This is a genomic window from Thiomicrorhabdus arctica DSM 13458 (genome assembly GCF_000381085.1).
GTDB classification, from domain to species: domain Bacteria; phylum Pseudomonadota; class Gammaproteobacteria; order Thiomicrospirales; family Thiomicrospiraceae; genus Thiomicrorhabdus; species Thiomicrorhabdus arctica.
The window spans coordinates 423644-436944 of sequence record NZ_KB905899.1 but is presented as its reverse complement, the minus strand read 5'-3'; the positions used below and the strand labels follow the sequence as shown (position 1 = coordinate 436944).

14 protein-coding genes are annotated in these 13301 nt (G+C 42.5%); 11 read left to right on the top strand and 3 right to left on the bottom strand.

Features of this window, described 5'->3' with window-relative positions; genetic code table 11:
- Positions 1-7: 7 nt before the first annotated feature.
- Complete coding sequence (locus tag F612_RS0101995) at positions 8-760, bottom strand: hypothetical protein (RefSeq protein ID WP_026329579.1); 753 nt, start codon at positions 758-760, stop codon at positions 8-10.
- Positions 761-1335: 575 nt separating this feature from the next.
- Between F612_RS0101995 and F612_RS0101990 the strand changes: the two genes are divergently transcribed.
- Positions 1336-1557, top strand: coding sequence for a hypothetical protein (locus F612_RS0101990; RefSeq protein WP_019556069.1), 222 nt, complete (start codon positions 1336-1338; stop codon positions 1555-1557).
- A 534-nt stretch (positions 1558-2091) separates the two neighbouring features.
- On the opposite strand, the gene F612_RS0101985 is transcribed toward F612_RS0101990, so the two are convergent.
- Together F612_RS0101985 and F612_RS0101980 are read right to left on the bottom strand one after the other, a co-directional pair.
- The gene (locus F612_RS0101985) at positions 2092-3363 is read right to left on the bottom strand and encodes an MFS transporter (protein WP_019556068.1); all 1272 of its coding nucleotides are present in this window, start codon (positions 3361-3363) and stop codon (positions 2092-2094) included.
- A 448-nt stretch (positions 3364-3811) separates the two neighbouring features.
- A complete protein-coding gene (locus F612_RS0101980) occupies positions 3812-4450 on the bottom strand; it encodes a DNA-J related domain-containing protein (protein ID WP_019556067.1) in 639 nt (212 codons plus the stop codon).
- A 406-nt stretch (positions 4451-4856) separates the two neighbouring features.
- Between F612_RS0101980 and phnF the strand changes: the two genes are divergently transcribed.
- The 10 genes from phnF (at position 4857) to phnL (ending at position 13299) form a co-directional block, all read left to right on the top strand.
- Positions 4857-5591 (top strand): phosphonate metabolism transcriptional regulator PhnF, encoded by a 735-nt coding sequence (gene phnF / locus F612_RS0101975; RefSeq protein WP_019556066.1) that lies wholly within the window; start codon positions 4857-4859, stop codon positions 5589-5591.
- 99 nt (positions 5592-5690) lie between these two features.
- A complete protein-coding gene (locus F612_RS0101970) occupies positions 5691-6608 on the top strand; it encodes a phosphate/phosphite/phosphonate ABC transporter substrate-binding protein (protein ID WP_019556065.1) in 918 nt (305 codons plus the stop codon).
- 138 nt (positions 6609-6746) lie between these two features.
- The gene (gene phnC / locus F612_RS0101965) at positions 6747-7562 is read left to right on the top strand and encodes a phosphonate ABC transporter ATP-binding protein (protein WP_026329578.1); all 816 of its coding nucleotides are present in this window, start codon (positions 6747-6749) and stop codon (positions 7560-7562) included.
- Positions 7559-8566 carry a phosphonate ABC transporter, permease protein PhnE gene (gene phnE / locus F612_RS0101960; RefSeq protein WP_019556063.1) on the top strand — a complete coding sequence of 336 codons (1008 nt, stop codon included), beginning with the start codon at positions 7559-7561 and terminating at the stop codon, positions 8564-8566. The genes phnC and phnE overlap by 4 nt, the downstream gene beginning before the upstream one ends.
- Positions 8567-8578: 12 nt before the next feature.
- On the top strand, positions 8579-9070 hold the full coding sequence (gene phnG, locus F612_RS0101955; RefSeq protein ID WP_019556062.1) for a phosphonate C-P lyase system protein PhnG: 492 nt from the start codon (positions 8579-8581) through the stop codon (positions 9068-9070).
- Complete coding sequence (phnH, locus tag F612_RS0101950; protein WP_019556061.1) at positions 9063-9671, top strand: phosphonate C-P lyase system protein PhnH; 609 nt, start codon at positions 9063-9065, stop codon at positions 9669-9671. The genes phnG and phnH overlap by 8 nt, the downstream gene beginning before the upstream one ends.
- Positions 9671-10795 carry a carbon-phosphorus lyase complex subunit PhnI gene (locus tag F612_RS0101945; RefSeq protein WP_019556060.1) on the top strand — a complete coding sequence of 375 codons (1125 nt, stop codon included), beginning with the start codon at positions 9671-9673 and terminating at the stop codon, positions 10793-10795. The genes phnH and F612_RS0101945 overlap by 1 nt, the downstream gene beginning before the upstream one ends.
- Complete coding sequence (locus F612_RS0101940; RefSeq protein WP_019556059.1) at positions 10788-11708, top strand: alpha-D-ribose 1-methylphosphonate 5-phosphate C-P-lyase PhnJ; 921 nt, start codon at positions 10788-10790, stop codon at positions 11706-11708. Before F612_RS0101945 ends, F612_RS0101940 begins: the two co-directional genes overlap by 8 nt.
- A 1-nt stretch (position 11709) precedes the next feature.
- Positions 11710-12546 carry an ATP-binding cassette domain-containing protein gene (locus F612_RS0101935; RefSeq protein WP_019556058.1) on the top strand — a complete coding sequence of 279 codons (837 nt, stop codon included), beginning with the start codon at positions 11710-11712 and terminating at the stop codon, positions 12544-12546.
- A gap of 15 nt (positions 12547-12561) precedes the next feature.
- Positions 12562-13299: a phosphonate C-P lyase system protein PhnL gene (phnL, locus tag F612_RS0101930; RefSeq protein WP_019556057.1), complete on the top strand. Its 738-nt coding sequence runs from the start codon at positions 12562-12564 to the stop codon at positions 13297-13299.
- Positions 13300-13301: the final 2 nt, after the last annotated feature.

Below are 13301 nucleotides of genomic sequence, written 5' to 3'. Positions count from 1 at the left end.
TTTTAGCTCACTTATCTAAATATTTTTGAAACAAATCTAAAGATGTTTTTGTTATACAAATAACATGTAGTTTCTTAAATTCAAATTTAGTGCTCAACTCTATTAATTTTTGAATAATATCTTTAGAGAAATCATCTTTCCATATGTTTTGTAAAAAAACTGTGGAAGCAGGAATGACATTAAAATCTTTTATCTCTGAAAACACCGATTTATCATAGTTATCTGATAACGCTTTTATATTTTTTCGGATGTTTAGATCTGTAGCTACATCAGCATGGGATGCATGATTGTATGCATTTTTCCAAGGATTATTATTACTCTTTACACTTCTACCTGACAGGTTGTCTGATAAATCCTTATACGCCTCTTTAATTTTTCCACTATGACTAATAGTAAGTGTTGTACTTGAACCTGATTTGCTCTCCATTATGAATTCTTCATTATTGAAAGAATAATACCCATCAAATCCTTTTTTTATTGACCCTTCTTCGAGGTTCAAGAATAAACATTCTTGCTTAAATCCAGAGCTAATTAAATACAGATGCAAAAAAAACTCTGCTGTTGCTCCCATTTTAGTTCTTTCGTCTTTTGTTTTAAGAAACTCACTTACAACCTGCTTTACATCTGATAAAACACTGCCTGAACTTCCTTCACAAATACTAATAAAATGTGCATCCAAATAATCTTCAAGAGGCTTTGAAACAGTTTTAATATCCACAATGTGTATTGAAATATTTTCGTTGGGTTGATTTAGTCTCACGTCAAACAATTTACTACTCTCATCTTTAATAATTCAGAAAAGTGGTCAAAGTGAAGTTCCCCCAATAAACTAGACTGTTTTGGGACTCCTAAATGGTAATATTTAGTGTCCAGTTTTGTGGGGGAACCTCACTACCCTTTGTTGATTTTTTCGGTGAACCATCTTTAGTTTTTTCGCCACTCTTCGACCTGCAATGGTTTAGGTTTACTAAATCACTACGTAAACCATATAAACAATATTTATAAATCACTATAACCAGAAAGTCGTTAGTTTACGAATAAGTTTAATAGAAAAATACCAAACGACCAGGCCTGGTCATTTCTTGCGGGCTTTTGGTTTTAGGTTTTAAGCTAATTAAAACACGAAGCGAAAAAGACGAGTGGTTTCTACAACGCCTGAAAACTCTCAACCAAAACCTCTTTGACATCACAAACCTGCCCAAAACCTGAAAAAAAAGGGTTAGCTTAGAATCAAATTAAAAGTTCATACTGTCTTAAGATTTGTCATTCTATTTAAGCCTATGATTAAAGTTGAAAGTTATTTTCAACCCGTTAAGTAATGAAGAGGAAATTAGAATGGATATTTCATCAAGTATAAATACGCTTTCTCAGCAAGCGATCTTTAACACTAACAAGACAGAAGGTAAAGTTGAAGGCAATAAGCCGGATGCTGATAATGATAAGGATGATGCTGTTAAAGTAGCTAATACGGTGAATGCAACAAATCCTACGACGCCAGTTAATAGCGCGCCTCCAATGTTAGGGGCCGTTGGTAACAATATTAACTTAACAGCTTAATAATGTTCAGCATTTGAGAAAAAGGGGCAAAGTGAAGCTCCCTCAATAAACTGGCCAGTTAGACTTTTTCGTAAAAAACCATTTCGTAATTTGAAGGCGATTCATAATGGATATATGAATGCCTTCCTATCTTGCAATATCTTGTTATCAAAGACTTCAATATATTCAAATATGCTGCTTTGAACTTCTTCTCTTGTTAAGTAGCTTGTCTGCTAGACCCACTCTGATTTCAAGGTGCTAAAAAGTTTTCGGCAGTCTTACGGCATTCTGCCGTTCTACTCATACTTTGTATTATTCCATTACGTTTAAACAATGCTACGTAAGCATCAGATCAATAAGTAGACCCTTTATCTGAGTGTAATAACACCTACTGGTTTGGATGTTTATTTTTAAGCGCTATATTAAGCGCTGTTGAAACAAGCTTTGTATCATTACGTTTACCCATATCCCAGCTATTTACTTTACGAGAAAAAGGGTCAGAGCGAAGCCCCCTTTACCTTCAAAGCGGAGTTGATTGAATCATCGGCAATTGGATCACTCTGGTAGCGGTTCTCGACTGCCATCCTTGATCCACAAGACGACCACAAAAGCGAGCGCTGCGGCCACCGCTAGCAGCGCAGCAGGTGCGGCAGAAACACCGCTGACTTTAATCATCCAGGTGGCTAACATCGGTGTGGCACCGCCGACAACGCCCAGTCCAAGGTTATAGGCTACCGAATAGCCAGACAATCGATCCCGCGCTGGAAACAGCTCGACAAACATGGCTGGCGCAGCGCCCAGCGGAACGGCCAGTAAGATCACCAGAGCAAACTGCACCACAATAGCGCCCCAGTATCCGTTACTTGCCAACAATGTGTAGAGAGGGTAAGAAGCCAGTGTCATCACGAGCATCGCCCCGGCGATGAAATGTGTTCTGCGTATCAGGCGATCACTGATCATCCCCATAAATGGCACCAGGATCAGCAGTAGCGCGGTGGCGGCGGTGTTGATCTGCAAAGCGGTATGGAGCGGCATCCCGGCCTGGGAATGTAGCCACTCAGGCAAATACACTAACGGAAGGTAGAAAATCACGCCATAGGCGGATGCAAATAGGATGGCCTGAATCATCTTTAGTCGATCCGTGGTGAACGCCTGTAACAGCGGAGAGGTCTCGCCACGAACACGGTGGTGGCGCTTGAAATGCTCCGATTCCGGTAGATTGCGTCGCATCAGGATAGCGATACCGCCGATCACGCCGCCAACCAGAAACGGCAGCCGCCAACCCCAGTCCTGCACGGTGGCATCGGACAGAAAGCTGGTCGTTGCGGCGGCAATACCGGCCCCCAGTAACATACCGACCATGCTGCCGGTATTGGCCCAGCTCCCGGAGAATCCACGCTTGCCATCCGGCGCCGATTCCACCAGGTAGGCCACGGAACTACTGAATTCACCACCGACCGACAACCCTTGGATCAGACGGATGACCACCAGCAGAACCGGCGCCCAGATACCGACGGTCTCATAAGTTGGCAGGCAACCCAACGCCACCGTGGGTACGGCCATCATCGAGACGGAAATCAGCATGGTCTTGGTACGCCCCACCGTATCACCCAGCCAGCCAAATAAGCCCGCGCCCAAAGGTCGCATCAAGAAACCGGCCGCAAATACACCGTAGGTAGCGATCAAAGAGGTGAGCGGATCAATGCCGGGGAAGAACAACGTAGAAAGGATTCCGGCCATGTAGCCATACAGCGCAAAGTCATACCACTCGACGACATTACCGATAAAACCGGCCATTAATACCGTATGACGTTTACTGACATCCATGACATTCTCCCTGTGAATAACGAACCCTTACCCGCGGCCGCGCCTACTTTGCATTAAAACCATGCGCCTTTTGGGCTTTGTTCCAAACCACCTTAACTCGGTGGTTTGTACAAAAAAACAATTTTATGTTAGTAATGTAACACTTAAGATAACGACTTTTGCCCATCTCAATAAAATGGTCATATTTGTTCATATTGTCTAGACAGTGTTATGAGTTCGAATCAGATTTACTTGGTTACTTTTTCCCCGCAGCTAACTTTTTACAGCTGATTTAATGTAATACACTGATTCTAAATATAACTTACCAGGCCTGGTCATTTTATAGATGGGGTTAAAGTAAATCAGCAGACACAAAAAAGCCCGCAAGAACTAACCAGGCCTGGTCACTTCTTGCGAGCTTTAAGTTTTAAAATCCATTAAAACGTTAAGTGAAAAAGATACATCGTTTCTACATGACTTTCAAACTCTGGATTAAAAGCTCTTTGGCATCACAAATCTGTCTAAATACCAGAGGATCACCACCCTTATCGGGATGATGTAACTGACACAAAGTACGGAATTGCACTTTTACGCTTTGCATAGACAGTGTCTGACCTTCCAAACCGAGTCTTTGCTGGGCTTGTAATCTGTCTTCTGGACCAATGGCGTGAATAGGACTCCCTGCCATCTTGCGCCAGAAATCGTCTAATAAACTCAGTACGTCCTCTTCTTGGGTGTTTAAAAACTCACTGTAATCTAGATAATAAGATTTCACAGGATCATCTTGAAACAACTCTTGTCCAGAACCCTCTTGTGAGCTCATAACACTGTCCATTGCTTTCAGGTGAATATCCGTCGTATAAATGCTCAGCCAACCGCGACTTTCTAAAATCCAGTGATCTTGCAAACGATACAGTAGATGAAACAGTAAAAAGTGAGCGCGGAACATGATTAATGGGTCCAGATCAGGTTTAAACTCTGTTAACCCTTCCTCTGCTAAATAGCGCATTAACTGATATTCACTGATGGTTTGCCGTGTTTTTAAACACTCCCATATCAAAGATTCAAACCGCTCTGGCAACGGTGGTAATTCAGGAGTCTCTCTCATGTTTTAAGTCTCACTCTCTATTCATTTGGCGGTTTAATTATCCGGCCGATCCAAGTTGACACTATAAAAAAGGCGTCAAACCCCTTTTCTCTGGATAAACACCACGCTTACCAGGCATTTATACTCTCTTACAGGGTATGGTAACTTGTGGCGGGCTTTTAGCTATATCGGTCTGTTAATCAAAACACGATACACCCACCACTCAATATCTAATTGTAAATTAGCGTCAAGCATAACCCTGTCCCAATTTGTTTTCAAACCTTCTTAACGCCTTATCCAACTACTTTCATACGATGACTGTTTGATGGATGTCGACATCCGCAACAAAACCTTCACAAAACTGACCGTTGGTAGACATTTACCTTATCTAAACTTAGCAACAGTTTTAGACATCTAGACAAGTGAAATGATTGATCGATACAGCCCAGAAAAAATTTACACACAAATTGCCAATGCGATTGAGGCGGATATTCAAGATGTCTTTGAGCCTGGTGATTTGTATCTATCAGAAAAAATCCTGACTGATAAATTTGGGGTTAATCGTCACACCGTTCGCAGAGCGGTTGAAGAGCTTGTTAAGCAAGGTATTTTAGAAAAACGTCATGGATTCGGCACTTTTATTGCCGAAAAAAGATTGGCCTACCGCATCAAAGGCTATGAGCGTTTTACGGAATCTGTAGAGGCTAATAATTTACAGGTTGAAAGCATTCTTTGGGATAAAAAGGTCATTGCCGCTTGTGGTGGGGTTGCCGAAAAATTGCAATTAAAGAATGGCGAAGAAGTCTTTCAAATTGACACGCTTAGAAAGGTTGAAGGCAAAGCAGCCGCATTAATTAGCCACTTTCTACCAAAAGATATTTGCCCAACGGCATTAGATAAATATGAATCGGGTTCATTAGGCGCATTTCTAAAAACAGAGTGTGGCATTCAAGCAAAAAGAATTTCAAGCTTAGTTTCTTCAGCAATGCCAAATGCAGAAGACGGTTTCAGACTGGGTTTGGCAAATAGCCAACCTATCTTGAAAGTGAAAACAATTAACGAAGATACAAAAACAGGCAGAAGAATCGAATACTCCATCACTCGGTTTAGGTCCGACATGATTCAACTTGAGATTTTAATGAACCCTAAAAATCAACCTTGAGACCTTTACGCAATCCGTCTAATCACTCTTTTGGCTGGATTGTTTAAACGTTTTATTTAATTTTTTAACTTTATTTTTTATATTTTTGGAGAAAGACCAATGAAACTTAAGAACTTGTTCTTAGCAGCAGTTACAGCCGTTACTTTAACGCCTCTAGTCGCTTTCGCACTTCCTGATGGATCAAAAGAGCATCCATTACGTGTCCTTATGGTTCCTGCTGATACAGGCACAAACGATATCACTAAAGATTACGGCCCAGTATTCCAAGGAATCACGGATAACTATGGCATTCACTTTGATATAAAAGCAGGCGCAAGCTATGCGGCCGTGGTTGAAGGTATGTGTAACGATAAAGCGGATATCGCTTGGTTTGGTGCCGTTACTTACGGTCAAGCAAACGAAAAATGTGGTGTTGATCTTTTAGCGGTTGACGTTAAAAAAGGTGACGCATCTTACTACTCTGGTATTTTCGTCCGTAAAGACAGTGGCATCAAAACGCTTTCAGACCTTAAGGGTAAAAGCATGGCATTCGGTAGCCCAAACTCAACGTCTTCATTCAACTTCCCAGTTGCCATGTTAATTGCAGCCAAGGTTGATCCTGTTAAAGACCTTAAGAAAGTCATTATTTCAGGCTCTCACTCAGCTTCTTTAGCCGCATTATCAGCAGGAAAAGTAGATGCAGCAGCCTCTTCATATAACTCTTTTGCTAAAGCCGCTAAAAAAGGCGCGATTGATCCAGCTAAATTTATGCCTTTAGCTAAGTCTCAGCCAATCCCTAACCCTCCTCTCGCCATGAACAAAGGTTTAACGTCTGAGTTAAAAGCAGAACTTCGTAAAGCATTTGGTGAAATTCACACCAAGATTGACCCTTCAAAAATCCGTGGTTACGGCGGTAAAAAAGTGGATCGTTATGACACTCACTTTGATGAGCAAAAAATCTTTGATGCTTTGAAAAAACTAAATACTGTCACAGATACAGTGAAAGCAGAAATGATTGAAAAAGCAGGTCAGCGTTAATTTTTAATCTGAGACCTTTGCATGAGGTCTCAACCTATTTTAATTGCACCTCAAATTTTTGAGGTGCTTTTAAGAGATCTTTGCAAACCAGCTTTACCAGGTCAGTTTGCAAAGATCTTTATTTTTGGAGAAAAAACCATGTTAATTTTTGACCATGTCAGCCGCATTTACCCTGATGGGACGCAGGCCGTAAAAGATGTTTCCGTACAGCTTAAACAAGGCGAATTTTGTGTGCTGCTTGGGCCATCTGGTGCGGGTAAATCAACCTTAATGAATATGGTTAATGGTTTAGTTGAACCGACTTCTGGAAAGATCATTTTAGACGGTGAATTATTAACTAAGAAAAACCTACAAATGATTCAGCGTAGCGTGAGCATGATTCACCAACAATTGTATTTAGTGCCGCGTTTAAGTGTATTACACAATGTGCTAACCGGTATTTTACCTTTAGCGGGATTCTGGCGAAGCATGGTTAAGTCTTTCCCTATTAAAGATCAACGGCGTGCTTACGAACTGTTAAGCGAAGTGGGCCTGAAAGAGAAACATCTGATGCGTCGCGCGTCTGAACTTTCAGGCGGACAGCAACAACGTGTGGCCATTGCACGTGCATTTATGGCCAGCCCTAAATTGGTATTAGCGGATGAACCCGTTGCCAGCTTAGACCCTACTATGAGTCGTAGCGTGTTAAACAGTCTTAAAACAGCCGCTCAAACTAATGGGGCAACCGTGCTTTGTACCTTGCATCAGATGGACTATGCCTTAGAGTTTGCTGACCGAATCATTGCATTACGTGATGGCGAAGTCTTTTTTGATGGCCCACCTTCTGCCATGGATGCCGATGTACAAAGAAGACTATATGAAATTGAGCATGACAATTTAGAAAAACAACAGGCTGAACCAGTTGAAAAGCCAACTCGACCACTCCTCGTTGATATTAAGGAAGCCGTCGCATGAATACAGTCTCTCAAATCAATAAAAAACGTGATTGGCGTGAATGGCAAACCTATCAAGCGATTACGCCAAAAACCATCCTATTTTTATTTTTCGCCTTTGTACTCCTCGCTTGGTCTGGACACAATACCGAGATGGATAGAGCAGCTGTCGAAACAAGTAAAGCCGTTCTGTCTGCCGTAGGCATTGGCGATTCTAATGTATTAAATGGCGTGTCTAAGTTTGGTCGCCAAGCCTTTCCAATTCAGTTTTCAGCTCGTACTGAACTAAGCCGTCTTGAAGGCGTTGACCTACAACATTTACCATGGTTTTCTTATGTCGAGGAAGGCGTTTCTCGTGAATATGATGTAGACACCGACAGTTGGACAGAAGAGAAAGCCGAATACTTAGTTGAACCTATTGGTTACTTAAAAAAAGTGCTTTGGATGATGTGGGAAACCATTGAAATGGGCTTCTGGGGCACCATGATTTCTATCATTATCTCATTGCCTTTAGGTATTTTGGCGGCGCGTAATTACTCACCACACCCGATTGTTTATCAAATCGCACGTGGTTGGTTAAGCTTCCATCGCTCAATGCCTGAACTGATTGTGGCGCTATTTTTAGTGCTTATCTATGGCTTTGGTCCGATTGCGGGTGTCTTAGCATTAGCGATTCATACCTCAGGGGTATTAGGTAAATTCTTTGCCGATGAAATTGAAAATGCGCCTAAAGGCCCGCAAATGGCGCTGAGTTCAGCAGGTGCTAACTCACTTAAAGTTTTACGTTATGCGGTCTTCCCACACGTATTACCTGCCTGGATTGCTTATATTCAATATATTTTTGAACGCAATATCCGTACAGCAACTGTGCTCGGTATTGTGGGCGCAGGTGGGATTGGTATGGAACTAAAAGGTCGTTGGGATCTATTCGATTACGACCATGTTGCCACTATTTTATTAATCATTTTTATCACAGTAGTCGTGCTTGAATTTTTCTCACAGAAGCTACGTAACAAAACACTTTAAAAGGAATCCAAAATGAATAGAACTTGTTGCAAAATACCTCGCAGCCTATGGATTCGTGCATTAAAGTTGGTTCCCGTAGATGAAGTTAAAGCGGTAATTGATTCCGTTATTCATGAATACGACGTGTCTTATAAGTCCATTCCACAATCAGGACTTGGCGTATTACAAACCAAAGATACTGCAATGCATGAACCTTATTTTTTAGGCGAAATTCCAATCGCAACCAGTTGGGTCGCTTTAACCGATAAACAAGGCAATACCTTTGAAGGTGCGGCTCAGCTAATGGATGACGATGAGAACTTAGCATCTCTGTTTGCGGTCTGTGATGCCATTTTGGAAAATGACTTAATGGCGTGTTGCAAACTGGCTGACCTAGTTGAAATGGGCGACTTTCAGTTTAAAAAAGAAGCGCTGACACGTAAAGCCATGTTGGGTTCAACAGCCGTTGATTTCTCATTGCTAGGGGCAACTAACGAAGAAAATAAGGAGGATAAAAGTGCTTAAACAAGACTTACTCGGTGCACACGTCAACCCTATTTGGTTAGCAGACACGCAACAAGCTCTGTTTAATAGTCTGATGCAAGCCCTCTCTCGCCCTGGCCAATTAGAGAATTGGACAAAGTGGCTAGAAAACAGCCCTGTCTATTTAGCGGTTTTGGCAACCTTACTGGATGGTGAAGTCTCTTTAGCCGATGTGGACGGATTACTAAAGGATGACCACTGGCCGCTATTACAAGCTCAGAACGTGCATTCTGAACAAGCACATTATGCATTATGTGATGGCGCTAAAGCCATTAGCTTCCAACCAAAACTAGGGACTCTATCGTCACCTGATTTTGCGACGACGATCATTTTAAAAGTCTCTAAATTAGATACTCATCACGGCGATATTCGTCTGAAATTAACTGGGCCAGGTGTCAATGGTGAGACTCAAGTGTCTGTTTCTGGGATTGACCAGGCCTGGTTAGAACAGCGTAATGAATGGTGTTCCGCTTTTCCGTTAGGGATTGACTGTATTTTAGTGGATGACACTCAAATTATGGGACTACCACGCACCACTAAAATTGAGCTCATCGAAACGACTCAAAATGAGGATCTAAACTAATGGGTTACGTTGCAATTAAAGGCGGTGGTAAAGCCATCTCCGGTGCTGAAAAATTATTAGAATTCGTGCGTACGCGTCAAGGCCAATCGGCTGAACCCTTAGATTTAGACACCATTGAAAACCAGTTGTATTTTTTACATAGCCGAATTATGTCTGAAGGTGGCCTGTTCCACCCAAAACTGGCCTCTTTAGCGATTAAACAAAGCTTGGGCGATACTCTAGAAGCATCATTTGCTTTACGTGCTTATCGTTCAACCAAACCACGTCTCGTTGAATCACCTGTCCTAGATACCAGCAGTATGCGCGTTATTCGTCGTATTTCAGCTTCATTTAAGGATATTCCTGGTGGTCAAATGTTAGGTGCTAGCAGTGATTATGCCCTGCGTTTGATGCGAACTGAATTGCTTGATGAATCACCAGAAGCCTTTAAAGCTGTGGCGGCTAAATGGTTGGATGAAAATCGTCATGATGATATTCCGGATACCTTTCCAAAAGTATTGGATGCCTTACGTGAAGAAGGATTGCTGCCCCCTGTTGACGAAGCGGCTGCAGAAAAAAAGCCGTTTGATATTACGCGTGAGCCACTGGTTTTTCCTGTACCACGCTCTGCTGCATTATCGACCATGGCGCGTTCTGAAACGGGCTCTATTCTTGCCATTGCGTATTCCAATATGCGGGGTTATGGAGACATTCACCCAACGGTTGCCGAGCTTAGAGTCGGCTATTTACCGGTGATGCTGCCCCACCCTATCACTGGTGAACTGATCGAAGTCGGTGAAGTGTTAATGACAGAGTGTGAAGTGGTTGCCATGTACGAAGATGAAGAAGATGGCGGTAAACCGACCTTCAGTCTCGGTTACGGCGCTTGCTTTGGGCATAACGAAGTGAAAGCCATCTCAATGTCGATTCTAGATCGAGCTTTACAGTCTGGCATGAAAAATGGGCCGACTAATCCTTCAGAAGACCCAGAGTTTGTATTACTACACATTGATGGTATCGACTCTATGGGCTTCTGTACGCACTACAAAATGCCGCACTATGTCACTTTCCAATCGGATATGGATCGTTTAAGAACCACCCAAGATAAACATGACGATAAGAACCCAGGAGCTGACAATGCCTAATCAAGCAAACACTTCAGACATTCAGTTCAGACAAGCTTCTGTCGAATATAACTTTGGATTTTTAGATGAGTACGCCAAAAAGGAAGTACGCCGTAGTGTCTTAAAAGCCATTGCAATCCCCGGTTATCAAGTGCCTTATTCGAGTCGTGAAATGCCGATGGGTCGTGGTTTCGGAACAGGTGGTTTGCAATTAACGCTTTCGTTAATTGGTAAACAAGACACCTTAAAAGTCATAGACCAAGGCTCCGATGATTCAGTCAATGCCGTGAATTTACGCAGCTTTATTGAAATGACCTGTCCTGGCATTGATACCACGACTAAAGTTTCTGAAGCGAATCTGATTCAATCTCGCCACCGTATTCCTGAACAGGCACTGCGTGAAGATCAGGTGCTTGTGTTGCAGGTTCCCTACCCTGATGCCTTAGTGGTGGTTGAACCGTCGGAAGACAAACGTAAAATCATGCACGGTGAAGCGGATTACTCGCGCTTATTGGTCAAGCTCTACGAAGACATTGTGAAGTTTGATGAAATCACCATTTCACATCGTTACCCAACCCGTATCAACCGCCATTATGTAATAGATTCTTCGCCTATCCCGCGTTGGGATGTCCCCAAAATGAATGACTCAAGAGCCCTCATTTTATTGGGCGCTGGGCGTGAAAAGAAAATTTATGCCGTACCACCTTATACCTTAGCCGAGCCGCTCGAGTTTGATGATGTACCTTTCCGTGTCGAAAGCTTTGATGACGAAACTGACAAGCGTCGTACCTGCCACCGTTGTGGCTGTGATCACAGTTTCTTAGATGAATTTGTGGATGCTATAAGTGGTGAAAAACTCTATCAATGCTCTGATTCCGATTACTGTGATGAACAGTTAAAAGCACGATCAGTTAAGCAAGGTTTGGAGGGATAACATGTCTAACGAAAAAGTATTAGAAGTCCGCAATCTATCAAAGGTTTACGGTAAAGGTTGTGCTAAGTGTTTTGAGTCAACGGGTCCAGAACACAACACTAATATCTGCCCTCATTGTGGCTCTATTGTGGCGGCCCACGATATCAGTTTTGACCTTTATAAAGGTGAAATTTTAGGGATTATGGGTGAGTCAGGTTCGGGTAAATCAACTTCGGTTAAGAACCTGTTTTTTGATGAAATTCCAACCTCAGGTCAAGCGACGTTTTTTGACGATGGTAAGCAATATGATTTGTTTAGCCTAAACGCTCAGCAAAAACGTCACTTGCGTAACCACCGATTTGGCATGGTCTATCAAAACCCAGTATTAGGTTTGAACTTCAATGTTTCTGCGGGCGGTAACATTGCTGAACGCCTACTCATGAGTAATCTAACTAACTATAGTGAAATTAGAGAAAGAGCGATTGAATTACTGCGTCGTACCGAAGTCTTGACCGAACGTATGGATGAGATGCCAAAGAACTTCTCTGGCGGTATGCAGCAACGTGTGCAAATTGCCAAAGCCTTGGCCACTAACCCGCCTTTGCTGTTTTTAGATGAAGTGACCACCGGTTTAGATCTATCTGTACAAGCCGCCATACTGGATTTGATTATGGAAATTCAACGTGAAAGCCAAACGGCCATGATTGTTGTGACCCATGATTTAGGGGTGATTCGCCTATTAGCGGGTCGCACCATTGTCATGAAGTACGGGCGCATTATTGAAACAGGCTTAACGGATCAAATATTAGAAGATCCGCAAGATGCTTATACCCAACGCCTTGTGGCATCAGCGTTATAAAGAGACCATGAACTTATGAGTATTCAACCTATTTTAGAAGTCGAAGACTTTTCTAAAACATTTATGTTGCATGAACAAGGCAAAGAACTGCCTTCGTCACACAGCGTATTTTTAAAAGCATACCCTGGACGTTTAACCGCCTTAATCGGTCCAACGGGTGCCGGAAAATCCACTGTATTAAAAGGTATTTACCGTACCTATTTGCCAACCAGTGGACGCATGATGTTCACGACGGAACAAGGCCAACAAATAGATTTAGCGACGGCTGACGAACACCAAATTTTAGAGTTGCGTAAAGAAGAAATTGGCTTTGTTACCCAGTTTTTACACACTCTGCCTCGCCAGTCCACTGAAGATGTGGTGGCAATGCCTTTAATCAAGAAAGGCATCTCACGAGAGATCGCACTTGAAAAAGCTCGAGAAATCTTAGGCCAACTTAACCTACCAGAAAGATTATGGGCGGTTTCCCCAGCTACTTTTTCAGGTGGCGAAAAACAACGTGTCAACTTGGCACGTGGGTTATTGGCACAGCCAAGGTTATTGTTACTCGATGAGCCTACTGCTAGCTTAGACCCAAAAACCACGGATCGAGTGGTTGAACTGATTAACAACTTAAAACAAACGGGTACCGCGATGATTGCCATCTTCCACGATATGGATTTAGTTGAAAAACTCGCCGATGACGTGGTGGAGCTTGCACCCCCTATTGGTACCGAAAACTTCTTTAATTCAGATACAAACGAGAACGCATAACC